The organism is Acinetobacter sp. YH12208 (assembly GCF_013418055.1).
In the GTDB taxonomy this organism is placed as follows: Bacteria; Pseudomonadota; Gammaproteobacteria; order Pseudomonadales; family Moraxellaceae; genus Acinetobacter; species Acinetobacter pseudolwoffii.
Genome location: NZ_VPCT01000014.1, coordinates 1 through 23,758, shown reverse-complemented (window position 1 = coordinate 23,758; position 23,758 = coordinate 1). Strand labels below are relative to the sequence as shown.

Below are 23,758 nucleotides of genomic sequence, written 5' to 3'. Positions count from 1 at the left end.
TTGCCCGATCATACTTCACATGAATAAAGAGGGATTGCCACGTGACATTATTATTTCAACCGCTAAAGTTTGGTTCATTATCACTCAGCAATAAAATTATTATTGCACCCATGTGTCAATATTCAGCCACAGATGAGGGTGAAATCACGTATTGGCATGAGCAGCAATGGGCGAATTATGCGCTCTCTGGCGCCGGACTCTGTATTGTCGAGGCGACTGCTGTACAACCAGAAGGTCGTATCAGTTATGCAGACCTGGGATTGTGGAATGATCAGCAAGCTGCCCAGATCAAAGCATTATTGGCCAAAGTTAAATCTATATCGCCAATGCCATTTGCTATCCAGCTTGCACATGCCGGACGTAAAGCCTCTACAGATAAACCATGGGCAGGTAGAGGCCAGTTTAAACCGGATGAGGCACATGGCTGGCAAACTGTTTCTGCCAGTGATCTTCCTTTTCAGGCAGACGAACATCCTCCTAAAGCGCTGAATCAGGCAGAGATTGATCAGGTCATTGCAGACTTTGCAGAAAGTGCCAAACGCGCAGTTGATGCAGGCTTTGACCTGATTGAACTACATGCAGCACATGGTTATCTGTTACATCAGTTTATGTCGCCACTTTCCAATAAGCGTGAGGATAAATATGGTGGTTCACTGGAAAACCGGATTCGCCTGACGCTGGAAGTATTGCAAGCGATGAAGGCAGCAGTTCCGGAAGATTATCCAATCGGAGTGCGTATTTCAGCGAGTGACTGGATGGAGCATGAGGATAGCTGGAATATTGATTCTTCGGTTGAACTCTCTAAAGCCCTCGAAGCGGTGGGCGCAGCTTATATTCATATTTCCAGTGCCGGTTTACATGTCAAACAGAACATTGATGTGAAACCGAACTATCAAGTACCTTTTGCAGATACCATCAAAAAAGCCGTCAATATTCCGGTAATTGCTGTAGGTTTAATTACCGAAGCAGAACAGGCAGAACATATTCTGCAAAAAGGGCAGGCCGATGCCATCGCTATTGCACGCGCGATTCTCTACGATCCACATTGGCCTTGGCATGCAGCTGCGGCACTTGAAGAAAAACTAAAAATTTCACCCCAATATCTTCGCAGTGCTCCGCATGGTCTAAACCATTTGTTTGAGCCTTTTTAACAATCTTTTCTAAGCAGGAAGGTCGTATAATAGTCACTCATTGCAAATGAGGACGCTGCATTATGATTTTTGCGGTCATTGTGCCCATTTTTTTATTGTTGGCACTGGGTTATCTGACTGTAAAAAGTCAAGTGTTAGACAAAGAACAAGTGGGTACAGTCGGTGCTTTTGTCATTAAAGTGGCGTTGCCTCTGCTGTTTTTCCAGTCTCTCGCCTCTAAAGACCTGCATGAAATCTGGTATTTTGAATACTTTGCGGTGTATAGCAGCGTAACTTTACTGCTCTATGGTAGCGGTTTCTGGATGATGCGCCGTTATTTTCAGAATACGCATTCGCAGAGTGCAGTATTGTCGCTGGGCGCCGCGATGTCGAATACCGGACTTATTGGTACGGCCGTGCTTAGTCTGTTAATCGGGCAGCAGGCCATGACTTATACTTCTCTGGTGGTCATCATTGAAAGTATGTTGCTGATTCCTTTGGTACTGGTCATGGCTGCGCTGGGAACACAGCATCAGGCAAATCTTGGCTCCATTTTTAAAAGTGTGGTGCTGACTTTAGTAACAAACCCCTTATTTATGGGGGTCGTACTGGGTATGGCCTGTGCGATTTTCCAGATTAAAATTCCGCTCTATATCGATCAGGTTTTTGCCTTGATCGGGCAGACAGCATCGCCATTGGCCTTGTTTGCAATTGGTGGCGGTATTGTGGGAATGAGCCTGAAATACGTTAATCTGCAAAGTTTCTATCTGGTGTTTTCTAACAACATTATGATGCCGCTGCTGATGTATCTTGGCCTCAGTCAATTGACCAGTTTAAGTCAGGAAATGGTTCATGCGGGTACTTTGATTGCTGCCTTACCGATGCCAACAATCTTCGGTATGTTGGGACAGGCCTATGGTTTAAATGATCGAGCCTTAACACCACTGCTGATGAGCACCATCGCTGGTTTTATCGTGACCAGCGGCCTAATTGCCTTGTGGTGGGGATAGCTCATTCCAGGATTGATTCTCTCCTTATAAAAAGCCCCATATTGGCATTTTCTTTTTTAAATTTATGATTATATTTTACAGGTAGAAAAGTCAGCCGCAACTGTTTGAGGCATACGGTGTATTGTACCGCAAGATTAAAAATGATTGTTTTTGCGACAAATTTACCAGTGGATGCTGGCTGACGAGTTTTGCGATGAGAGTATGGCTCCGCAAGATACTTTTCTTGCGAAGCTCCGCTTTTCATTGGGGCGAAACCAAATTAACTCTTTTTGGCAGGTATTTTTTTCTGCTCCGCCATCATTTTGTCTACTGCTGCCAAAGACTCTTTAGCCTGCGGAATATTTTGCTGTGCCAATGCAGCAAAGATTTTTTTCGCTTCAGGCAAGTTTTGCTGCACGATACTGCCATTGGCAAACATATTGCCGACAGCCATCAGGGCAGGGATATAGCCTTTTTTCGCCAGATCCTGAATACTGCTTAAACCTTGCTGAATCGGTTTTTCATCTTTGTTTTTAAAACCAGAGCTGATGTCATATAAGGCTTTGGCGTGAATCGCTTGCATATTACCTTTTGTAATTAATGGTTGCAGCTTTTGTAGTCCGATTTTATTTGAGGCAGGGGTATTTTCAGCAAATAACAGCACAGCCAGATCTACACTGGCATCATCAAAGTTGGCTGCTGAGGCATGTTCCAGATACTGTTTGGCTTTGCTTAAATCCTGCTTTAGTCCTAATGTACCCGCCGCATAATTTTTGCCCAGTACATAATTGGCCACAGGGTAACCTTTGCTGGCTGCCTGTTCATAGAGCTGGATGGCTTTTTTCTCGTCTTTGGCAGTGCCCTGGCCGGTCTGGGTTAAATAGCCTAAGTTATATATGGCTTGGGCATTTCCCTGACTAGCCAATTGATTTAAAGCGTCATAGGCGCCTTTGAAATTATTGGCTTTCACCATGGCTTCAATTTTTACAAACTGGGGGTCAGCCTGATCTTTTACAGTATTTGCCAGAGTGAATTGCGCAGAAACTGCAAGAACAGTAGCGAGTATTAACTTTTTCATGGTTCCTATAACCTTATTATTGCTGGCACCTAAGTCCTTGGTGCGGTTTTAATCATTTTCACTTACATCATAAAAGGATTTTGTGCTTTGTAAATATACAATTTGTCATTAGAGTTCTTTCATAAATCATTTTTTAATTATTATAAATGAAATTCTATCTTCTTGTCGGAGACTTGCGCAGCATGCTCCTCCTCCCGAAGGGAGAAGGAGCGTTCAACCTCTATTTAAATATGAATAAAATTATCATTTCTTGAGTTATGAAAGGGATTTAATCAAAATAAATCATCAAAGCAGGATATACCGATTTAACCAGATCACTGATCTGGATAACTTTCCTATCAATCATTCAGATATTGAAAGGATTACTTTGCTTAAAGGAACTTCTCTGGTTAAATCTCGGTTTAAATCAGCCTCCCAGGATTGAGCCATGTTTGTCAAAACGATTAAACGCCACTATGACAGAATTAACGTAGATGACACGATTGCGGATGAAGACAAGATTGACGCACTGCTGATGAAGCTCGGTGCAGAATTTTTGATTAGTCAGGAAGACCGGATCTACACCTTTCAAAAAGGTGAATTAACCACAAAATTTGATGCCAAACATGCTCGTGCTTATCACTTCAAAGATTATGTGGTGAAAGACATGAATAAGCTGTTTCATGGTTTCTAAAACAAAAAAGCCAAGAGTTAAGTCTTGGCTTTTTTAGGGCCTAAACCGGAATTATTGCGGACGTGCTACATCACCGCTCAAAGCTTCAGGAAGTTCCAGAACCTCTAGACCCAACTCGGCCAATGCTTCAGGTTTGGCTACGACCAAGGCTTTATAGCCATCCTTCAGACTGATGCTATTCACGACTTCAACATTGTTGTTGAGCTGAGTGCCGACTACAGGTGCTTCACCCGTCGCTTGAATCAGATGCAGCCAATGTTTTGGCTTGGCTTTAAACCATAAGCGTGCGATGACTTCCTGACCTAAATAACAACCTTTGTCATAGTGAATGCTTTCACGTTGATGTAAGCGCAATTCCTGTGGTTGAAACAGGGTCGCAGTGGCCGCCTGAATCCAGGCTTGACCTGATTCAATGGCTTGCTGCTCCCAGGTCGCCACATCGGTTTCAGTTGCAACAAAGTCAGTATGAATATCATTGATCACAGGATAAACCGCACCGACCAGTTCCAGTTTCATTTTTGAAAAGGCACCAAATTTTTTAATATGATTCGCCAGTTCAGTGGCCTGATCGTCAGTACTTACAATTTCAAAGCTTTCCGGACTGAGCTTTTTAAGCCATAAGCCAAATTGAATACGGCCTTTCAGGCTACAGATCGCGGTATAACGTGTCTGGTTTTTAGCCAATGTTTCAGTATTCAAAGTCACCTGACCTTGAAGGAATTTTTGTGCATCAACACCATTCAGACTAAACAATGTAAAAGCAGGAGACGTTGCCATGATAAGCCCCAGTTTGAATACTATAAATCAATGCAGTTATTGTGCAGCAAGCATCAAATAGAGGCAAACAAAAAAGCCAACAATCTAAATCATCGGCTTTTATGGAATGATAATATTTAGTGGTGATGGCTAGCCGGCAATGGCGAATCACAAGGGAATTTACCGCCACAAATCCGAACATATTCCATCATGCCCTGATCTTCATGATCGAGAATATGACAATGCTGCACAAAATCACCTTCAAATTTCTTGTAATGGCTGCGGACAATTACCTGATATCCCTGTTTAACAAAGATTGTATCTTTAAACTGTCCTTTTAAGCCGCGGTATTGAATATCTTCCAGATTAGGATTTGGATCTACTGCCAGCGGAATATCGCTGACATCCTTACCCGTTGGATCCAGTACTTTTACAATCTGGAAGGGGTTCACATGGATATGATAAGGATGATTCAGGTTATTACTGCTAAGAATCCATTCATCAATTTGCCCAAATTCCAGTTTCCGTACATATGCACCTTCTACTGCATCCGCGCCGGTAAAGAGGTCACCAAAACTATAGATTCCCTCAATATCACTGTAACGGTAGCCAAACTTACCATTTGGACCAAAGCTGGCATCGAAGGTTGAGCGTTGTGGTGGACGGTTTTTTAAGCGATTTTCAATTTCAGTGGTCATCAGCGATGGATGGTCGATAAAGGCAGAAAGCTTTAACTGTGAGAGCTGGGTCTGAATTTCTTTGTTTAAGCCAATTTTCTGTGCCTGAGTTTGTAAAAACTGGGCTGGCGTTTGCGCTTTTAATTTACTCGCTTTGACATTCACCCATCCCAGTAGTTGGGCATTTAACGTATTACCCGGAGCGAGTTGAGGGGTAATTTGTCCGGATGTAGGGATGGTATTGATTTCATCATCAATGTTCAAGTTGGTGTCAAAAATACAGTATCTATTCGTGCTTGGAAAGGCGACCATCGCATCGTGACGGTAACCGGGTTGAAATATCGAGATTCTACGTGTCTGCACATGATCCATGGTTAAACCATCCTGAGCAATGGTATAGACCGGCAAGCTGGTGAGCTGATCAAAATCTGCTTTTTTGTCTTCTTCCTGAAATTCAGAACAAGCTTTAATGGTTTGTTCAGCGGTAAATTTTTGTGATTTTGGCAGTTCCTTAATAATAAGACCAAGGGTGTCGCGAACACCACCATGAATCATACGCCAGCGCTTAAACTGGTTTTGCTCAACTTGAATCTCGCCATGTACTTTGCCATTAATCGAGGTGTAATAATGATTTGCTCCCCATGAATTAAAGGCATTCAGGCCTTGATAATCTTCCAGCATACCGACTTCACCAGCATCACAATTATTGAGATTGGTTGTACCTGCCGGGTGAGTGCATCGATACTGAATTTGCTGAAACAGGAGGATATTTTCATTAGAATAGCTGTTCTTGCCTTTATCTTTCCACAGAATATCCATGTCTCCCGTCGATGTGATTTTGCCATTCCTGACTTGAGGAATACGGCTGCCTTCTACGATTAATGGGCCAGCCATGCCGCTAGAGACCTGAATAGCCGTTGAACCATGTAGATGAGCGTGATACCAGTAAGTACCCGCAGGATGATTCGGTTCCATTTTGAATTGATAGTCAAACTTTTCCTGTGGTTTGAACTTCAGGAAAACATTGTCACTATTGCCTTGCGGGCTGACCCAGAGGCCATGAGTGTGCAGATTGGTGGTATTAAAACAATGCGGGTCATTCGCATCGAGAATATGTTCTGGGCAGGTTGCTGTGGACTCCGTGGGCAGTTGGTTATTCAAATGCACAGAAAAGGTTTCTCCCTGTTTGACCCGAATCTGTGGCCCAACCAGCCGGTCTTCGACATATTCACCTGCTTTTTTCTTATTAAATAAACTGGGCTTGGTCACATAGCCACGGAGCACCAGTTGATCCCATGTTCCTTTTCTGGGGTTATACAACTTATCCATTTTATACGCGATGATCAGTTCGTATTTGCCTTTGGCATTTTTCTGTAGCAATGGCGGATTACTGATCAGAGAATCCGGTGCTGTTGGAGCAGGTGGTGGCTGAGTCGGGTTGTTTGGGTTACTTGGATTTGACGGATTATTTGGATTTGAAGGGTTATAAGGATTAGGAGGGTTTTTAGCTCCATTCCAGTTTGATGCCAGTACGGCTATGACCGCTGCTATGACACCGATAATCGCAAGCTGTAACATCGTAATCACCTTTATCTACTTTTGTGATGAGTATTGTTGTTGTGAAGTAATTACTGTTTAGATTTACTTAATTGAGAGAAAAACTGTTATCACCAAATTAGGGGGAGGCAGATAAACGGTATGTCTAAAGTATTTTTTCTTTGGTGTTGAATGTGCTAATTTTTATGTAAATCTTTAATTATTCGATAATATTTATACATATTAAAATAGTTGTAAAATTTGTAAGAAAGTCTTACGAAAATTATGGAATTGAATCAGGACACAGCTTTTAAATGGTTCTATCGCTGAAATACGATGATTTTCGGAATTATTGTATAAGGATGTTTTGAAGATATGCTTAATATCCAGTTTTTATCAACAAGCCGCTTGCATATAAAGACCTAAATGTAAGAGAAGAGACTTATTTGGCTTTTAATAGTTGGCTTTTAATCGGTTATAGGGTCTATTCGCTGCTTAAAATACAGCTCATAAAAGTTGCATGAATATGAAATAAAGCCTGTTTATTGCGCCTATATGTTGATTATTTTTTATGCTGTTGTGAGTGTCTCATACTAAAGAATGAGATGAATTTTCTACGATTTTTCAAAAAAATAGAAGTTTAGAGCCAAAATTCTAAAGGCCAGATAACAAATTTATTAAAATAGACCGATTTCTATAATTAAACTATTGAAAATTATAAGATTTGGGAAATGGACTTTCGGCAGCGTACAATGCCTTTATTAAAAAACAAGTCATCAATAAATTTTGATGTGCAAAAAAGAGTAATAAACGAGGGCAGGCAAGCTATGAACAACAACTACCGTAAACCGCTGCAATCCACCCAGCTGGAATATTATGACGTGCGTCAGGCCGTAGAAGATATTCAGCCAGGCGCATATGCCAAACTTCCTTATACCTCCAAAGTGCTTGCTGAGCAGCTGGTTCGTCGTTGTGATCCTGCCATTTTAGAACAGTCTTTGCGCCAGCTGATTGAGCGTAAACAGGAACATGATTTTCCATGGTATCCGGCACGTGTGGTCTGTCACGACATCTTGGGACAAACAGCTTTGGTCGATCTTGCCGGCTTACGTGATGCGATTGCAGATCAAGGGGGTGATCCTTCTAAAGTCAATCCAGTGGTACCGACCCAGCTGATTGTCGATCACTCGCTCGCAGTGGAATTTGGCGGTTTTGATCCGGATGCCTTTGAGAAAAACCGCGCGATTGAAGACCGTCGTAATGAAGATCGTTTCCATTTTATTGAATGGACCAAAACTGCCTTTGAAAATGTCGATGTGATTCCTGCCGGTAATGGCATCATGCACCAGATCAACCTGGAGAAAATGTCTCCGGTGATTCAAAACCGTGACGGTCTGGCATTCCCGGATACCTGTGTCGGTACAGATTCGCATACGCCACATACAGATGCATTGGGCGTGATCTCGATTGGTGTTGGCGGCTTGGAAGCTGAAAACGTGATGCTGGGCCGTGCATCGTGGATGCGTCTGCCAGATATTATCGGTGTGGAGTTTGTTGGTCAGCGTCAGCCGGGCATTACCGCAACTGACATCGTCTTGGCATTAACCGAATTCCTGCGTAAGGAACGTGTGGTTGGCGCATATTTAGAATTCTTCGGTGAAGGCGCAGACAGCATGTCAGTCGGTGATCGTGCCACGATTTCTAATATGACCCCGGAATATGGTGCAACGGCAGCCATGTTCTATATCGATCAGAACACGATTGATTATCTGACTTTGACCGGCCGTGAACCTGAGCAAGTCAAACTGGTCGAAACTTATGCCAAAGAGATCGGGCTTTGGGCATCGGATATGACTCAGGCGGAATATCCACGTGTATTGCGTTTTGATCTTTCAACAGTAACCCGTAACATTGCTGGCCCATCCAATCCGCATGCTCGTGTCTCGACATCTGACTTAAAAGAAAAAGGCATTGCAGGCAATCTAGATGCTGCACGTGCGCAAGAAGCTGAAGGTTTAATACCGGATGGGGCTGTGATTATCGCGGCGATTACGTCTTGTACCAATACCTCAAACCCGCGAAATACTGTGGCGGCAGGTTTGCTGGCGCGTAAGGCCAATGAATTGGGCTTGATCCGTAAACCTTGGGTGAAATCATCTTTTGCACCGGGTTCTAAAGCAGCAGCGTTATATCTTGAAGAAGCTGGCGTACTCAAAGATTTAGAAAAACTGGGCTTTGGTATCGTGGCTTATGCCTGCACCACTTGTAACGGCATGTCGGGCGCACTAGATCCAAAAATTCAGCAAGAAATTATTGACCGTGACCTGTATGCCACAGCGGTATTGTCGGGCAACCGTAATTTCGATGGCCGTATCCATCCTTATGCGAAGCAGGCTTTTCTGGCATCTCCACCACTGGTGGTGGCGTATGCGATTGCCGGTACGATTCGTTTTGATATCGAAACGGATTCACTTGGTAATGACAAAGAGGGCAACCCGATTTATCTAAAAGACATCTGGCCATCGGATGAAGAAATTGATGCACTGGTGAAAGAAGCAGTGAAGCCGGAACAGTTCCGTCAAATCTATATTCCGATGTTTGATTTGGGTGTGAATGAAAAGGCAGCAAGCCCGCTATATCACTGGCGTCCGCAAAGTACCTATATCCGCCGTCCGCCGTATTGGGAAGGTGCCCTCGCTGCACCGCGTACCTTGGCCAATATGCGCCCGCTGGCGATTCTGGGTGATAACATTACCACTGATCACTTGTCACCATCCAATGCGATTGTGCTCGACAGTGCTTCAGGGGAATACCTGAAAAAAATGGGCGTGCCTGAGGAAGACTTTAACTCTTATGCAACGCATCGTGGTGATCACCTGACCACGCAACGTGCAACTTTTGCCAACCCGAAACTGTTTAATGAAATGGTGGTGCGTTCTGATGGCAGCATCAAGCAGGGTTCGAAAGCACGTGTGGAGCCTGAAGGCGAAGTGATGCGGATGTGGGAAGCGATTGAAACCTACATGAACCGTAAACAACCGTTGATTATTATTGCCGGTAAGGATTATGGTCAGGGGTCAAGCCGTGACTGGGCAGCGAAAGGTGTACGTCTGGCTGGTGTGGAAGCGATTGTGGCAGAAGGTTTTGAGCGTATTCATCGTACCAATCTGGTCGGTATGGGCGTGTTGCCGCTTGAGTTTAAGCCGGGTACAGATCGTAAAACGTTGAAGTTGGATGGCACGGAGCTGTATAGCGTGATTGGTAATATCGCGCCACGTTCGACACTAACTTTAGTAATTGAGCGTTCAACCGATGATGGTAAAAACCAGATTATTGAAGTGCCAGTCACCTGTCGTCTGGATACTGAAGAAGAAGTGCATGTGTATGAAGCAGGTGGGGTATTGCAGCGCTTTGCACAGGATTTTTTGGAAGGCCTAGTACATTGATGGTTTAAGTGAAAACTTATTGAAATATATTATGAAAAAACTTACTTTAGGGTAAGTTTTTTTATTTTAAAATTTATAAAATGTCTCATAAAATTAGTGATCTAAAATTAGCGAGTGAATTCACAGAGGAAATATATGAAGATTATTGTGTAGCTTTAGAATTTCTTAATCATAATCCAGATTATAGTCTTCTTAAATTTAGGCTCATTATAGAAAATACTATCAATGAAATAGCTAAGAGTAAAAAAATTGAGTTTGATACAGAAATTATTTTTAACCAAATTGAAGAATTATATGATATTCAAATTATTAATAAAGATTTGAGAGATAATCTACATTTAGTAAGAAAATTATGTAATAGCGGAGTGCATAAAAATAGCAATAGCAAATATGATAAAGATGAAAATGATTTTTATGAAAAAAGTAAGGAATTGCTTATTCAAAAATCACATGAGGTTAGGCAGAAACTGATAGTAATTTTTGTGGATACTCTAAATATTTTAAAACGTTGTCTCTATATAAGTATTAAAGATATTCAACTTACAAATATTAAGCAGCTAGAATTTAAAGATATTTTGTTCCAAGCAACTACAGAATTGGATTATAAAAAGAAGTTAATAGCAGGTGTTGCTTGTGAAACAATTATAAAGGAACAGTCATTTGATAAAGGTTTAGTCGTAAGTTCAGCATTTAGTGCACATACTGATTCATTAAATGAAATTGCAATTAACTTTTATGATGCAGCATGTAAAATTTCTGCAGATTTAGATAAAAATATTTATATTTTTAAAGGTGATAAAGAAAAAGCTATTAATAAATGTGCAGCCTTAGAGGCTCTATATAGATATGCAAATAGTCTTTTAACTACACAAGATATAGAAGAAAACCCCAATTCAATCGCTTGGAAAAGATTGGAAGCTGCTGCTTTTAGAGGCTATTCACCTGCCCAAGGATTATATGGAGCTTATTTATACAAATTGAAAAAGTATGAGGATTCTCTTAAATATTTGATTGAAGCCCAAGCAAAAGATGATGTTATGGCTTTAAGGTTTTTATTTTATTACTACTCTGATGTTGATACAGGTGTCTTTGACAAGGAATTGGCCATAGACTACTTAGAAAAGGCAATTGATTTAGGATGTCCAGATTCATTAGCAACATTAGGTATGGAATATCATAAAGGCATTTTATTGACTAAAGATGATGAAAAGGCAGAACGGTATTTAAAAGAATCAATACATTTAGGAAGTGCTTTAGGGCGAAATTATTACATGATTGAGTTTAATGATTTAAAAGGTTTCTTAGCTTCAGGGCTTAAAGCCTTTGCAGATGCCTTGGATAAAGCTGCAAATAAAAACAAAAAGCAGCCGATTAGGAATATAAGCCAAAAAGTTAAGCCTAATGATCCATGTACTTGTTTATCAGGTAAAAAATATAAAAAATGTTGTTATTTACATGGAGATATCAAGGTAAAGGAATCATTACAGGAATTTGTCAGAACCCAAATTTCATAAAATTTGGGTTAGCCCAAACGACATCATCATTTACAAAAATGGACAATAGACATTCATCACCAGAGGGTTATACTAGACAGACCATTTCTAAAACCATGGAGAACAAAGATGGTTACTGCTGGCGAAAAACCCGGAACAGGCTTCTATTTTTGTGTTCAATGCGGACACCGCACCTACTTAGAAATTGGTACTGATCGTTTACCACCGTGTACCAAATGCCAAGGCAATCAATTTAACAATAAGAATGCCTAAGCAAAACAACTCAAACAGTTACCCTCTGTTTTGAATGAAAGCCCTATTACTCCATAGGGCTTTTTGCTGTTTATTAGCTAACCTTTTAGGTAGCAATCAAAAGATCAGGGTGAAAAAGCCAATCATATATTTATAAAACTTATTAATTTAAAGTAAAACCTAATAAATTCAAAAAATTATTTGAAATTTAAATATAAACGGTATAGCTTGTCTGCTTTAAAAAATTAGCTAACCACTTTTAAATTAAGGTTAGATATTTCCGGGGTGAAACAATGAAAAAATTTGCAGCTTTAGTACTAGGCAGTGCAATCTTATTTACTTCAGGCTGTGCCACGATGTTTAATGGTTCAACCCAAACTGTGAATATCCGTAGTAATGATGAATTGGCTAAGTTATATGTCAATGAAGAATATATGGGACAGCGTAATACTGTCTATACTTTCAAAAAGAAAGAAAACTATGTGATTAAGGCAGAGAAGCAAGGCTGTCAAACCAACACCGTTATTCCACAGAAAACATTTGATCCAACAACTTTATTAGGTATTTTCCTGGATTGGGGACTTATTTCTATTCTGGTTGTAGATGGTGCTGCTACTGGAGCATGGCAAAAATTTAGCCAGACAAGCTATGTCGTTGATCCTAATTGCTAATTAATTCAATTAGATTGAAAAAAATATCCCATCATTGAGTGGGATATTTTTTTGTAAATTTACATCTTTTTTGAACCTTGATTTTGATTGAAAATTAACCAAATCATCTCCATATAAAAGCCTAGATTCACCGTATTTAAGGCTGCCGAATTGCAACATTATCTTGATCTTAATCACGACTCAGGTGTTGCCAATTACGAGATTGGTAACGAATTTATTCGCGTGCAATTTAAGAAAACCTCGAAAGTTTATACCTACAGTTATAGCAGTGCCGGTGATCAGCATGTGGAAAACATGAAACAGCTTGCCCGATATGGCGATGGCCTGAACGCCTATATCAACCAACATACTCGTCAGCTTTTTGTACGCTAAAACTGGTCTGCTTCTTGCTTCAATCAAAGTCCTAATCGGCAAATATTTAATAACAGCTAAATATCTGCCTTGAAATAGTGCATGTGCACATATTGGAAAGAGGGCAAACACATATGGAAATCACAGAGTACGCACCCGAATCAGGAAAATTAGATAAAAAAGCCCATTTCTACTCCGCATGGCCATTAATTCTGATCCTGTTTGGAGGTGCAATTGGTTTGCTCTACGGCGTGATGGCATATTTACTGAATCTGAAAATCTATAGCTCTGAACTGACGAGACTCAATAAAGTTCTGGCCAATCTGCTCTGCGGGATGACCGCAATCAGTATCTGGTGGTTTAGCGCACAATGGATTCAGGCTGCTTTGTTTTAATAAATAGTCATAATGTCTTGAAGATAAATTGCAATAAAGGCCATTTTTATAGAATAAAAAAGCGTAAAAAGTGAATAATAGAATTTATTTCCCTAAATTTAGTTTAATAATGAAATAAATTTTCAAAAAATCTAAAAATTAAAAAAACATAGGAAATTAATCCCGTCCATCTTTGCCTAATATAGCTCTCAAGGGTGTGATGGGATCGGAAAGAGTAGCATGCTGTGAGCGGCGCAAAACGCGAGTGCAGTACGAACCCAAAAGGTCTCGATCCGGCTTAGGACGCTATAGACCACAAGTTTATAGGCTATAAGATCAAGTCTTACAAAGATTGATAGTTGAAGTAAACCATTAGACGTTTTCCCAACACCCTAAAAAATTCTCCAGCAGTGCAAATATGATAAATCATTAAAATAACAATAAATCAAAAGCTTAAACCAAGATTCAATTCAAGCATGATACAAATCAGCCCTTCATTTTCCCAGATCAAATCTGTTATTTTTAAAGCATCAGCTGCGCCCAGTGGGGAATTGTGATGAATCTCGATATTTGGTGTCGTTTTCTGCTATTTTCCTTGCTCATCAATTACGTCATTCTTATGCTCTGGTTCACAGTTTTTGTATTTGCCCGAAACTGGATGAAACAAGTGCACGGAAAATGGTTCCGGCTGTCTGAAGCCAGCTTCGATGTGATTCATTATTCGGGTATGGCGCTGTATAAAATTGGAATTTTGCTGTTTAACCTGGCGCCTTTAATTGCAATCTATTTGATCAAACAAAGTTAAGCGCGATTCTGAACTGCATTTTTTAATGACAAAAAATAGCTTGGGATTAGTCTAGTTAAATAACAATTAAAACAGGATTTCAAAGGAGTGGATGCAGATGAATCAAGTCAAACCGGCACTGATTTTGGGTGCCTTGATTGCTTTAGGGATGATGCTTGCTGGCTGGATTCTAGGCAATAGTGCCCTGAAAATTAAACAGTATGAACGTATTGTTTCGGTCAAAGGCTTGTCAGAACGTGAAGTCAAGGCGGATGTAGCAGTGTGGCCGATCCGCTTTAACGCTGGTAGTCAGGATCTGGCCGAGTTATATGACACCATGCAAAGCAATACCCAGGAAATTCAGACTTTTCTAAAAAATGAAGGTTTTAGTGCCGAAGAGATCACCAGTGCCTCACCGAGTATTACCGATAAATACGCCCAGCAATACGGCGGTGATGCCAATGTCGCACTGCGCTATACTGCCAGTCAGACCATTACCGTCTATACCCACAACATCGATGCAGTACGCAAGGCACAAAGCCGTCTGGTGGCTTTGGGTAGAAAAGGCATTGCCTTTGCTGGAGATGATTCCGGACAAAGAACCGAATATTTATTTACCAAGTTGAATGACATTAAGCCGGCGATGATTGAACAAGCCACCGAAAATGCCCGCAGTGTGGCAGAAAAATTTGCCGCAGATTCAAAAAGCAGTCTGGGGAAAATCAAGTCCGCCAATCAGGGCATGTTTAGTATCGAAGATCGCGACAGCAATACCCCCTATTTGAAGAAAGTCCGTGTAGTTTCGACGGTGGATTATTATCTGGCAGATTAATTTATCTGGCTATGCGCGGTGATTGACAGGTTAAATACAGCTTGTTATTTTGCGCACATTGTTCCAGATGCTGTATTCCTAAAATGCCCATCAACCCCGACTTTGTCTATTGCCCACCGCAAGAACCGTTGCATATTGTTTATGAAGATGATGATCTGGTGGTGATTGAAAAGCCGGCCGGATTATTGTCGGTTCCCGGGCGTTTAGCTGAACATCATGACAGTGCTTATTTGCGGGTTCTGGACCAGTATCCGCAGGCTAAAATCACCCATCGTCTGGATATGGCCACTTCAGGTATTTTGATGTTTGCCAAACACCGTGATGCAGAAGTGGCGGTGAGTAAAATGTTTCAGGCACGTACCGTGCATAAAAATTATGTCGCACTGGTACAAGGCAAACTTGAAGGTCAGGGCAGCGTCGAAGTGCCTTTGATGACCGACTGGGAAAACCGTCCGCGTCAGATGGTGCATTATGAACTGGGCAAAACTGCCAAAACCTTATATCGGGCAATAGAATATTTGCCCCAGCAAGACATTAGTCGGGTTTTACTCACGCCCATCACCGGCCGTTCTCATCAGTTGCGAGTACATATGCTGTATCTGGGTCATCCCATTACTGGCGATAAAATCTATCATCCAGAACCACAGCGCAGTCCTTTAAATCGTATGGCTTTGCATGCCAATTATCTGGCTTTTAGCCAGCCGCTGAGTGGTGTTCCGGTTGAGATTGAAGTCGTAGTCCCGTTTTGATGTGGATTATGAAAACGATGGTATCCGGTCAAATTAGTTCTATTTTGTGTAATCATTCAAAATGGTATTTGCCATTTAAAATGGGCTGCCTGAATTAAAAAGTGTGAGAATTTATTTCAGTCAATGCTCTGAAAATTAACAGTTTTTCATGTTTTTTATTTGAAATCTAATACTTATGCATTGCCCAATCTTCTGTCGATGTAGAACATACCGGTGAATGCTGGCTGCATATCTTGATGATGAGTTTAGGAATTTTTATTGTCTTTATCTGCTTTTATAAGTTTGATATCTTTATTTCTATTGGTTTTTTTAATTTTACTGTCATTAATTTTAAACTTTTAAATTATATCCTTTGATATAAAAAATACCGTTAGCTGTTTCAGGATCGTTTTGATTTAAGCTGCAAATCAATTCATGATGTATGACTTGCACATAAAAAATTATAGAAAAATAAAATGAATGAACGACTTAGTGGCGATTAATGGCTTTGATTATCTGGTCAAAGTGATGCAAAATTAACCAGTACTTTATAATAAATTTTTAATTTGATGTTTTAGGGCAATGCCCGGGGTTAAAGGACAGAACAATGCTCAGTATGGCTTTTTTCGTTCTCGCGAGTATTTTATTATGTGCCTTGCTCTGGAGCTTGAAGATCCAGACTTCATTACGCAGCAATATCCAGTTTTTACAGGAAAATCTGGATCATTCACGCAGCAGACTGGCAGATTATGACGCTCAAGTCGATGAACTGAATTATGACGTGACCCAACTGCGGGTACAGCATGGCAGTTTAACGACTGAGCTGAATAAATATAAAAAATATCAGGATATCTGTGATATCGAACAATATATTATCAACCGGACTTTGCAGGCCGAAAATTTTGTTGAAGTGACCAAACTGGATGCTTCGATCATGATTGATGATCTCAAGGCTTATATTGAAAGCGTGAAAGACTATCTCGCCCAGTTTCAAGCGAAAGCCTTAGTCGAAGTTAAACAGCAGGCCAGAAAAAGTTTAGCGGGTTATTATCAACAGGCCAAGCAACAGCAGCACTTAGAGGACGTAGTGAATGCCCTGGAACATAAAATCCAGGCCAAGCATTACGGTTTATGTCTGCCAGTACCGCAACTTTTACAACAGCTGATCGCAGGATATAGTGAAACGGATGCGGCTCGGCATCTGCTCGATGTACGTGAAAAAATTCAGCAGGCCATAGCAACACAGCAGATCGCCAGTTGTAATTATATCGATGACAGCCGCCGTAGAAGTATCATTGAAATCTTTAGTTTGGCCTTTAATAGCAAGGCAGATTTATATCTTGCTCAATTAAACAGAGAAAATTTGGGACAGATGTTGCAAGCCTTAAGGGATGATTATGTCCTGCTGAATTATACCGGACAGCAACTGAGTCAGGCCACGATTCAGTCATCCTATCTGGATTTACGTTTAGAGGAATTAAAGTTTGCTGCGCTGGTTGTGCACATGAAGCAAGAAGGCCGGCATCCAGAGACCGTATAGTTTTGATAGGCATCAAGCGCACTAAGTCTTGATGGTAGCTGATAACGAATAGGGTTTTAGCGAAAGATCGATATTCCCGGACGTGATAGGCTGTAAATATTTAAGAAATACCCATTTGACAGATAATTTTTATATTTATAAAAATCATATGTTTATTTATGGTTAAAAGATAATATTTTTTGTCCGGATCTCGATAATTGTCTAAAAATCAGCTAATCTTAGATGCAGAATAAAACAGCATCATAATAAGGATACTTCTATGTCACGTGATTACAATCAATTCCCTGACGATGAAAATGGCAATGTACTGTGGCAAATGCATCAGGATGGCGACGACCTGCAAGAAGCACATGAAATCGAATTTTCGCTGGTGTTTAGTGATGAAGAGCAGGCAGATCGTTGTGCCTTGTATCTCTTAAAGGAAGAACAAAAAATCAGCCTGTTTCAGGATGAAGAAAGCGCGACCCTGGAATGGATTATCACGATTTATGTCTATATGGAACCAACCTACGAGGATATTGTGGATCTGGAACAGTGGTTCAGCAAAATCGCTGCAGAATTTCAGGGTGAATATGATGGTTGGGGCTGCATGGCCTATGTCTATGATGATGAGCTGGATGAAGAAGAAAGCAGTCTACGTAATAGCTGATTGTGCCTGTATTTAAATAAAAAAACCCCGGTGCTGCCGGGTTTTTTTATCCTTTATATTTAGTTATATCGGAATGTCAGGACTTTAATACAGATACATAGTCATTATATATACCAGATTGAGGATTGCGTAAAATCAGTTCTATGGATGCTCAGCTTGGTCTGGTCAGTCTATACAAGAGAAGGGCAATATCCCTCAATAAAAATACATAATAACAATAAGGGACTAGGCAAAATGAGTTACACCCTAAAAATGCATCGAGTGTTTAGTGCACCTCCGGAGCGGGTGTATCGTGCTTTTGTTCACCCGGATGCCCTGGCAAAATGGTTGGCACCACATGGTTTTATTGCCAAGGTAGAACATGCGGAAGTCAAACCCGGCGGCAGCTATAAAACCACCTTTACCAATTTTTCCACTGGTACCCAGCACCATTTTCATGGGATTTATCATGAGGTGATTCCCAATCAGTTACTGCGTTATACCGATCAGTTTTCGACACCAGATCTGCAAGGTGAAATAGAAGTCACTGTGATCTTTGAAAAGGTTTCAGTCGGTACAGGCCTGCATATTATTCAGGTCGGCTATCCCGATTTAGTGCCGCCTGCGGTATGTCACTTAAGTTGGCAGGAATCATTCCAGCTACTTTCCTTGCTGGTGAATCCGCATATCCCGGATAATTAATGCTTGATGATTATGAGCTGGCCTTCAACGAAACTCCTGTTCAAAAGCGCATCTCTGCAAAGATGCTATACTGTGATCTTATTTGTTTCATTTATTTAATTTTTCTCTTTTTCGAGGTTCTTATGGGTCTGCCAAACTGTCCAAAATGCCAATCTGAATATACCTATGCAGATGGCGATCTACTGATCTGCCCTGAATGTGCACATGAGTGGAAAGAAGGCGAAATTACTGAAGAACAAGTGATCATTAAGGATGCTCATGGCAATGTGCTGGCGGACGGCGATAGCGTGACGGTGATTAAAGACCTGAAAATCAAAGGTTCATCTTCAGTGGTGAAAGTGGGTACCAAAGTCAAAAGTATCCGCCTATTGCCCGATGCTGCTGATGGTCATGATATCGATTGTAAAATCGAGGGAATGGGCCCGATGAAGCTAAAATCTGAATATGTAAAGAAAGCTTAAATCTGGCATCAGACTAGAATTTTAACTGGACATGAGACGGTGGATAAATCGTCTCATTGCTAAAATTCAGCGTTTATTTTTTATATAGTCCCAATCCTCACGTTTTTGATTCGAGATCACTCGTATGCCACATCTGCATCTGGAATATTCTGACAATCTTCAATATCTGCTCCAGACTCAGCCGCTCTTGCTAGCCATGCATCAGGCATTGTTCAATGCAGGCTATGTCACCGATCCCGATGATTTAAAAAGTCGTGCAATTATGCAGCAGGATTATGTGATTGGACTGAGTCCACAGACAGATCAGGCCTATGCACATGCCAAAGTCTCACTATTGAGTGGACGTAGTGTCGAAGTGCGTCAGGCGATTTCTGCATTGGTGCTTGAGGTGATGCAGCAATCTATTGCTCCACAGCCCGAATTAAAAATTCAGCTCTGTGTCGAAATTATTGAAATGCCAAAGCAGACCTATAGCAAAGTCACGATTTAAATTCTGGCTTTTAGCTGTGTGGCATCGCGACAGCTTAAGAGTTGTATTTAAACTCTTTACAATTGCTCAGTCTAAAATAAATCAGACGACCGAACATGAATACTATTCCTAAATTCATTTCATCTTATTAAAATATAAACATATTTTTTTTATAAATGACATTTTTGATCATTTACAATAATACCGCAGAAGTCTTAAAGTGGGTTCAGATAACTCTCTATTCCTGATTTAAATAAAAATAAAGATTGATAGGGCTGTAATGTGGTATGTCTATGCAGATTGCATGAAGTTTTGGACTTAACTTAAAGATTGAAATCAAAATAATGTTTTAAATAATATTCAGATGAATTGCAGTGAATAACACAAAGGGGATAGCCAAGCAATTATAGTGCTTGAGCATAATCAAAATAAGAAAAGCAAAAGACCAGAAATTGGGGACAATTTTAATTCCGATTTCAGGTCTGAATACCTGATTGAGGGGGACTTTATGCAGGTTTTTGGGGATGAACAACTGAGTCAGGAAGTCATGGCATTTCTTCAGCAATGGGACCATGCCATATGCAGTCTGGAGATCCAGGATATTATTCAATTATGCCGGCCAGATATCCGTCTGGTCGATGTCAGTACTGAAATAAAAGGCATAGATGCCTATCAGGCGCTCTGGCTGCAATATCGGCCTTTTATACCTGAAGGAATCCGGATAGAGCGTCAAGAGGTCAATATTCATGTGAGCACTGATTTAGCCTTGGCCGATGGCTATGTTCGGGTGAATTATGCGGTAATTGAGCCGATTTTCCAGTTGGGCTGGTGCCGGGTCAGTATGTGTCTCAGCAAGCAGCAGGGACGATGGCAATTGTTGCATCAATATACCTCAGTACCGGTACAGCTAGAAGCCCGTAAGATGCGCAGGATCAAAAGCGTCAGTTAAGTCATAAGCTTAAAAAATTAAGTGCAATATCTTTGCAAATGATTACAGGCATGCTTTATCAGGACACCATTCAGCAAAAACTGAATATACTCAAAGCCTATTGTCAGGGAGCCGGGATGTGGGACGGTGCAATTCAGACCTTTGACAGGCTAGAAAATTCGATCGATACCCCGAAGCAGGAAGCGAGGAATCCAAATGTGCAGAATGTCAAAGTGGTCGACCTGAAACCTTCGAGTGAAGAAGCCGCACTGGACTGGCTAAATACAATTCTGAATCCACTGGCCATGATCGGGATTGTGTTTTTGTTCATGGTGCTGATTTTGCTGAATGGTAAAGAGATGCAGTCAGCCACCTCGGCAAGCATTTTAAATAAGGACTAAATGATGAAACAACAATGGAAATACAGCATCAAAACCATGAGTGTCGCATTTGGTCTGGCCAGTATCAGCTCATTAAGTCTTGCTGCCATTCAGGGGCTGCATTTTTCACATAAAGATTGGGAAATGGCCTGCGACAATACCGGCACCTGCCGCGCTTCAGGTTATCAGTCGGATCAGGAGATTGATCGACCAGTTTCGGCTTTATTAACACGCGCAGCAGGAACGACCAGTGCGGTACAAGCAAAAGTCCAAATTTTACCTCTGCAAGCTGCAGCATCGACAGCTCAGCTTCAGTTACAAATCGCGGGCAAGCCCTATGGTGTCATTCGTTTAGATCAGCAAGGGATAGGTCAACTGAGTCGTACACAAACACAAGCCTTATTAAAAGCAGTTCAAGGCACGGATCCAGTGATATTTAAGAATGCACAATCACGCTGGACTTTGTCAACAGCCGGAGCCAGTGCCGTTTTGCTCAAGATGGATGAATTTCAGCGCCGCCTCTCCACGCCCTCAGCCTTGATCAAGCCTGGAAAAAAATCCAGTCAAGCGGTGCTTAAAGCTGCAGCGATCCCGCAAATTGTGATACCCAAATATCAGTCAGGCAAGATCACTCAAGCGAAACTGAATACGGCGGCGGGTCAGCAGATGATTCGGAAACTGCAAGCAACCACTAACGAAGATCAATGTGATTTGCTGTTTAGCCAACATTTTATGTCGGATGATGTCATGACGATTTATCCCATCAATGCTCAAAATCAGCTGATTCAGATCCCTTGCTGGCGTGGAGCCTATAATATGGGCAGCGGTTTTTGGCTGATAGATCAAAACAAGCAACCGAGACAACTGGTGACCACCTCCGGAGAAACCTTTAGCCAAGGCCAGATATTTTCCGGGCATAAAGTACGTGGTTTGGGTGATTGTCTGAGTCAGGACGAATGGGCATGGGATGATAAAGCATTTGTCAAAAGTTTTAGTAGCCTAACCGTACAATGCAAGGGCTTTGCTGGCGGTGCCTGGAATTTGCCGACTTATGTGAGCAAAGTCATTCCCCTTAAATAGTCATATCCTGCATAAAAATAAACGCTATAAAAAAAGCCTGAATCATTCAGGCTTTTGAATTTAAAAAAATATTATCTTAGAAGCGCTTTGGAATTCTCTGACCATTCGGAACAGGGATGTCGGCAATTTTTAATACCCCAAACAACCAGGTTTCTGCATGCTGTACCGCCGTTTTGAGTTGATCACCCATGGCCAGACGCCCGGCGATAAAGCTGGCCAGTGAACAACCCGAACCATGATATTCACCCTCCAGACGTGGACAGCGGGTCTCATTAATCAACTTGCCCGCGATATACAGACTGTTCTGAATATAATCCGGCGTATCTTCATGACCGCCTTTAACCAGAACTGCTTGTGCACCCATATCAAATAGTTTTTGAGTGGCCAGCTGTAGGTCTTCTTCACCTGTTAAAGCACGCAGTTCAACCGTATTCGGAGTTAGAAGGGTAGCCAATGGAATCAGTTGGGTAAATGCTTTGACCAGTGTCGCCTGATTGCCCAATGAACCGCCACTATTTGCCACCAGAACAGGATCGAGTACATACAGATAGTCCGAATGTGCAGTCAAAAACTCCGCCAGTGCTGCGATATTCTCTGTGGTGCCTAACATGCCAGATTTAATACAGCGAATTGGCAGGTCATTCACCACGGCATTGGCCTGAGCCAGCAGCAGCTCTTTAGATGTCGCTTCAAAACCAAAAACCTGCTGTGAATTTTGAATGGTGAGGGCTGTGCAGGCAATTGCTGCATGTGCACCACTTTGACCAATGGCTTCAATATCTGCCTGAAGACCGGCTCCACCTGAAGGGTCTAAACCGGAAAAGCAAAGTACGGTAGGGCGCAAAATGATGTCCTTCATTCACTAAAATTACATTAGTATAGGCAAATTTGAATGAACTCTCGATATTAATTTATATCGGTGCTGATGAGAGGGGATGGGCTGTGATTAAGAATATTTTAATTGATCTGGATGGGACATTAACTGATCCTAAAGTGGGGATCACCACGTCTGCGCGTTACGGTCTGGAAAAGGTGGGTCATCCGATTAGCGATGAGATCAATATCGACTGGATTATCGGTCCTCCCTTAAAAGCCTCGCTGGCCAAACTTTTAAATATCGAGACCGATCATATTCTGGCTGAGCAGGCGTTGATGGCTTATCGCGAACGTTTTGCAGTGAAAGGCCTATATGAAAATCACGTTTTCGAGGGTGTGGCAGAAACGTTGGCAGAACTGAAACGCCGTGGTTATCGTTTGTTTGTCGCTACGGCAAAACCGACGGTTTATGCCAAACAGATTTTAGAGCATTTTGATCTGGCTCAGTATTTTACTGAAATTTATGGCAGCGAACTCAATGGTGACAGAACCAATAAAGGTGAGCTGATTCAGTATATTTTAGAACAGCAACATTTAAAGGCCGAGGGCTGCATCATGGTCGGTGACCGTGAATACGATATTTTGGGTGCACACCGCAATGGAATCAAATCTATTGCAGTTACATATGGCTATGGCAGTGCAGATGAATTACAACGTGCACAACCTGAATATAAAATAGAAAACTTTGATGACTTATTAGATTATTTAAAATAAATATTTATTTTTGTGGTTAAATTTATTTTAAACCCCTTAAAAAATTATTTTTTGAGGGGTTTTTTAATTGAATTTGTTAATAACTAGGGTGTGTCCTCATTTGAAGAATTGGTTTTAAATACTTAAAATCCTCCTTTGAGTTATTTTTATTTCTACACTTTCAATGGCACGCACACTTCTTACCGATGATATCTGGCAGAAAATTCAAGA

26 protein-coding genes are annotated in these 23,758 nt (G+C 41.3%); 21 read left to right on the top strand and 5 right to left on the bottom strand.

Annotation, left to right across the window (positions count from 1 at the left end; translation table 11 throughout):
- The first annotated feature begins 41 nt into the window (after nt 1-41).
- Both FTU95_RS12105 and FTU95_RS12100 read left to right on the top strand, forming a co-directional pair.
- Nucleotides 42-1,151, top strand: a complete 1,110-nt coding sequence (locus FTU95_RS12105; RefSeq protein ID WP_100329168.1) for an NADH:flavin oxidoreductase/NADH oxidase — start codon at nt 42-44, stop codon at nt 1,149-1,151.
- Between the two features lie 62 nt (nt 1,152-1,213).
- Entirely contained in the window at nt 1,214-2,140 is a 927-nt protein-coding gene (locus FTU95_RS12100; RefSeq protein WP_005097988.1) for an AEC family transporter, read from the top strand.
- Nucleotide 2,141: 1 nt separating this feature from the next.
- Here FTU95_RS12100 and FTU95_RS12095 read toward each other — a convergent pair whose 3' ends face one another.
- Complete coding sequence (locus FTU95_RS12095) at nt 2,142-2,384, bottom strand: hypothetical protein (protein WP_180049532.1); 243 nt, start codon at nt 2,382-2,384, stop codon at nt 2,142-2,144.
- Nucleotides 2,385-2,399: 15 nt separating this feature from the next.
- Nucleotides 2,400-3,197 (bottom strand): tetratricopeptide repeat protein, encoded by a 798-nt coding sequence (locus tag FTU95_RS12090; RefSeq protein ID WP_180078643.1) that lies wholly within the window; start codon nt 3,195-3,197, stop codon nt 2,400-2,402.
- 427 nt (nt 3,198-3,624) lie between these two features.
- Between FTU95_RS12090 and FTU95_RS12085 the strand changes: the two genes are divergently transcribed.
- Entirely contained in the window at nt 3,625-3,870 is a 246-nt protein-coding gene (locus tag FTU95_RS12085) for a hypothetical protein (protein WP_180078641.1), read from the top strand.
- Nucleotides 3,871-3,921: 51 nt separating this feature from the next.
- Here the strand turns inward: FTU95_RS12085 and FTU95_RS12080 are convergent, their stop codons facing one another.
- Together FTU95_RS12080 and FTU95_RS12075 are read right to left on the bottom strand one after the other, a co-directional pair.
- Complete coding sequence (locus FTU95_RS12080; RefSeq protein WP_100329167.1) at nt 3,922-4,647, bottom strand: folate-binding protein YgfZ; 726 nt, start codon at nt 4,645-4,647, stop codon at nt 3,922-3,924.
- Nucleotides 4,648-4,763: 116 nt separating this feature from the next.
- Nucleotides 4,764-6,881 carry a multicopper oxidase family protein gene (locus FTU95_RS12075; protein WP_180078639.1) on the bottom strand — a complete coding sequence of 706 codons (2,118 nt, stop codon included), beginning with the start codon at nt 6,879-6,881 and terminating at the stop codon, nt 4,764-4,766.
- Nucleotides 6,882-7,666: 785 nt separating this feature from the next.
- On the opposite strand from FTU95_RS12075, the gene acnD reads away from it, so the two are divergent.
- From acnD to FTU95_RS11990, 17 genes are all read left to right on the top strand, one after another.
- The gene (gene acnD, locus FTU95_RS12070; protein WP_180078637.1) at nt 7,667-10,285 is read left to right on the top strand and encodes a Fe/S-dependent 2-methylisocitrate dehydratase AcnD; all 2,619 of its coding nucleotides are present in this window, start codon (nt 7,667-7,669) and stop codon (nt 10,283-10,285) included.
- A gap of 80 nt (nt 10,286-10,365) precedes the next feature.
- Nucleotides 10,366-11,799 (top strand): tetratricopeptide repeat protein, encoded by a 1,434-nt coding sequence (locus FTU95_RS12065; RefSeq protein ID WP_180078635.1) that lies wholly within the window; start codon nt 10,366-10,368, stop codon nt 11,797-11,799.
- 108 nt (nt 11,800-11,907) lie between these two features.
- The gene (locus FTU95_RS12060; protein WP_004645925.1) at nt 11,908-12,051 is read left to right on the top strand and encodes a zinc ribbon-containing protein; all 144 of its coding nucleotides are present in this window, start codon (nt 11,908-11,910) and stop codon (nt 12,049-12,051) included.
- 272 nt (nt 12,052-12,323) lie between these two features.
- Nucleotides 12,324-12,701: a hypothetical protein gene (locus FTU95_RS12055; protein WP_005169548.1), complete on the top strand. Its 378-nt coding sequence runs from the start codon at nt 12,324-12,326 to the stop codon at nt 12,699-12,701.
- Nucleotides 12,702-12,851: 150 nt separating this feature from the next.
- Nucleotides 12,852-13,073: a hypothetical protein gene (locus FTU95_RS12050; protein ID WP_180075569.1), complete on the top strand. Its 222-nt coding sequence runs from the start codon at nt 12,852-12,854 to the stop codon at nt 13,071-13,073.
- A gap of 113 nt (nt 13,074-13,186) precedes the next feature.
- Entirely contained in the window at nt 13,187-13,447 is a 261-nt protein-coding gene (locus FTU95_RS12045) for a hypothetical protein (protein ID WP_180078633.1), read from the top strand.
- Nucleotides 13,448-13,982: 535 nt separating this feature from the next.
- Nucleotides 13,983-14,231, top strand: coding sequence for a DUF6868 family protein (locus tag FTU95_RS12040; RefSeq protein ID WP_180078631.1), 249 nt, complete (start codon nt 13,983-13,985; stop codon nt 14,229-14,231).
- A 97-nt stretch (nt 14,232-14,328) separates the two neighbouring features.
- Nucleotides 14,329-15,042, top strand: a complete 714-nt coding sequence (locus FTU95_RS12035; RefSeq protein WP_180078629.1) for an SIMPL domain-containing protein — start codon at nt 14,329-14,331, stop codon at nt 15,040-15,042.
- Between the two features lie 83 nt (nt 15,043-15,125).
- Nucleotides 15,126-15,791, top strand: coding sequence for a pseudouridine synthase (locus FTU95_RS12030; RefSeq protein ID WP_100535368.1), 666 nt, complete (start codon nt 15,126-15,128; stop codon nt 15,789-15,791).
- 586 nt (nt 15,792-16,377) lie between these two features.
- Nucleotides 16,378-17,310, top strand: a complete 933-nt coding sequence (locus tag FTU95_RS12025) for a DUF4041 domain-containing protein (RefSeq protein ID WP_005169563.1) — start codon at nt 16,378-16,380, stop codon at nt 17,308-17,310.
- 259 nt (nt 17,311-17,569) lie between these two features.
- Nucleotides 17,570-17,959, top strand: coding sequence for a ribonuclease E inhibitor RraB (locus tag FTU95_RS12020; protein ID WP_005097967.1), 390 nt, complete (start codon nt 17,570-17,572; stop codon nt 17,957-17,959).
- A 234-nt stretch (nt 17,960-18,193) separates the two neighbouring features.
- Entirely contained in the window at nt 18,194-18,640 is a 447-nt protein-coding gene (locus FTU95_RS12015) for an SRPBCC domain-containing protein (protein ID WP_005169565.1), read from the top strand.
- A 122-nt stretch (nt 18,641-18,762) separates the two neighbouring features.
- On the top strand, nt 18,763-19,101 hold the full coding sequence (locus FTU95_RS12010) for a zinc ribbon domain-containing protein YjdM (RefSeq protein ID WP_005097964.1): 339 nt from the start codon (nt 18,763-18,765) through the stop codon (nt 19,099-19,101).
- A 124-nt stretch (nt 19,102-19,225) separates the two neighbouring features.
- Nucleotides 19,226-19,591: a 5-carboxymethyl-2-hydroxymuconate Delta-isomerase gene (locus tag FTU95_RS12005; RefSeq protein WP_180078627.1), complete on the top strand. Its 366-nt coding sequence runs from the start codon at nt 19,226-19,228 to the stop codon at nt 19,589-19,591.
- Between the two features lie 487 nt (nt 19,592-20,078).
- Complete coding sequence (locus FTU95_RS12000) at nt 20,079-20,519, top strand: nuclear transport factor 2 family protein (RefSeq protein WP_180078624.1); 441 nt, start codon at nt 20,079-20,081, stop codon at nt 20,517-20,519.
- 32 nt (nt 20,520-20,551) lie between these two features.
- Nucleotides 20,552-20,899, top strand: coding sequence for a hypothetical protein (locus tag FTU95_RS11995; RefSeq protein ID WP_244783343.1), 348 nt, complete (start codon nt 20,552-20,554; stop codon nt 20,897-20,899).
- A 3-nt stretch (nt 20,900-20,902) separates the two neighbouring features.
- Nucleotides 20,903-21,958, top strand: coding sequence for a DUF1176 domain-containing protein (locus FTU95_RS11990; protein WP_180078669.1), 1,056 nt, complete (start codon nt 20,903-20,905; stop codon nt 21,956-21,958).
- A 76-nt stretch (nt 21,959-22,034) separates the two neighbouring features.
- On the opposite strand, the gene FTU95_RS11985 is transcribed toward FTU95_RS11990, so the two are convergent.
- The gene (locus tag FTU95_RS11985; RefSeq protein WP_100357951.1) at nt 22,035-22,802 is read right to left on the bottom strand and encodes a hydroxymethylpyrimidine/phosphomethylpyrimidine kinase; all 768 of its coding nucleotides are present in this window, start codon (nt 22,800-22,802) and stop codon (nt 22,035-22,037) included.
- A 98-nt stretch (nt 22,803-22,900) separates the two neighbouring features.
- Between FTU95_RS11985 and FTU95_RS11980 the strand changes: the two genes are divergently transcribed.
- The gene (locus FTU95_RS11980) at nt 22,901-23,548 is read left to right on the top strand and encodes an HAD family hydrolase (RefSeq protein ID WP_159516153.1); all 648 of its coding nucleotides are present in this window, start codon (nt 22,901-22,903) and stop codon (nt 23,546-23,548) included.
- Nucleotides 23,549-23,758 lie beyond the last annotated feature (210 nt).

Coding starts and splice junctions, on each gene's coding strand:
- FTU95_RS12045 (WP_180078633.1), top strand. CDS start 13,187: ATGGAAATCACAGAGTACGCACCCGAATCAGGAAAATTAGATAAAAAA.
- FTU95_RS12085 (WP_180078641.1), top strand. CDS start 3,625: ATGTTTGTCAAAACGATTAAACGCCACTATGACAGAATTAACGTAGAT.
- FTU95_RS11990 (WP_180078669.1), top strand. CDS start 20,903: ATGAAACAACAATGGAAATACAGCATCAAAACCATGAGTGTCGCATTT.
- FTU95_RS12065 (WP_180078635.1), top strand. CDS start 10,366: ATGTCTCATAAAATTAGTGATCTAAAATTAGCGAGTGAATTCACAGAG.
- FTU95_RS12080 (WP_100329167.1), bottom strand. CDS start 4,647: ATGGCAACGTCTCCTGCTTTTACATTGTTTAGTCTGAATGGTGTTGAT.
- FTU95_RS12040 (WP_180078631.1), top strand. CDS start 13,983: ATGAATCTCGATATTTGGTGTCGTTTTCTGCTATTTTCCTTGCTCATC.
- FTU95_RS12075 (WP_180078639.1), bottom strand. CDS start 6,881: ATGTTACAGCTTGCGATTATCGGTGTCATAGCAGCGGTCATAGCCGTA.
- FTU95_RS12060 (WP_004645925.1), top strand. CDS start 11,908: ATGGTTACTGCTGGCGAAAAACCCGGAACAGGCTTCTATTTTTGTGTT.
- FTU95_RS12090 (WP_180078643.1), bottom strand. CDS start 3,197: ATGAAAAAGTTAATACTCGCTACTGTTCTTGCAGTTTCTGCGCAATTC.
- FTU95_RS12005 (WP_180078627.1), top strand. CDS start 19,226: ATGCCACATCTGCATCTGGAATATTCTGACAATCTTCAATATCTGCTC.
- acnD (WP_180078637.1), top strand. CDS start 7,667: ATGAACAACAACTACCGTAAACCGCTGCAATCCACCCAGCTGGAATAT.
- FTU95_RS12010 (WP_005097964.1), top strand. CDS start 18,763: ATGGGTCTGCCAAACTGTCCAAAATGCCAATCTGAATATACCTATGCA.
- FTU95_RS12025 (WP_005169563.1), top strand. CDS start 16,378: ATGCTCAGTATGGCTTTTTTCGTTCTCGCGAGTATTTTATTATGTGCC.
- FTU95_RS12030 (WP_100535368.1), top strand. CDS start 15,126: ATGCCCATCAACCCCGACTTTGTCTATTGCCCACCGCAAGAACCGTTG.
- FTU95_RS12015 (WP_005169565.1), top strand. CDS start 18,194: ATGAGTTACACCCTAAAAATGCATCGAGTGTTTAGTGCACCTCCGGAG.
- FTU95_RS12100 (WP_005097988.1), top strand. CDS start 1,214: ATGATTTTTGCGGTCATTGTGCCCATTTTTTTATTGTTGGCACTGGGT.
- FTU95_RS12035 (WP_180078629.1), top strand. CDS start 14,329: ATGAATCAAGTCAAACCGGCACTGATTTTGGGTGCCTTGATTGCTTTA.
- FTU95_RS12095 (WP_180049532.1), bottom strand. CDS start 2,384: ATGAAAAGCGGAGCTTCGCAAGAAAAGTATCTTGCGGAGCCATACTCT.
- FTU95_RS12020 (WP_005097967.1), top strand. CDS start 17,570: ATGTCACGTGATTACAATCAATTCCCTGACGATGAAAATGGCAATGTA.
- FTU95_RS12000 (WP_180078624.1), top strand. CDS start 20,079: ATGCAGGTTTTTGGGGATGAACAACTGAGTCAGGAAGTCATGGCATTT.
- FTU95_RS12055 (WP_005169548.1), top strand. CDS start 12,324: ATGAAAAAATTTGCAGCTTTAGTACTAGGCAGTGCAATCTTATTTACT.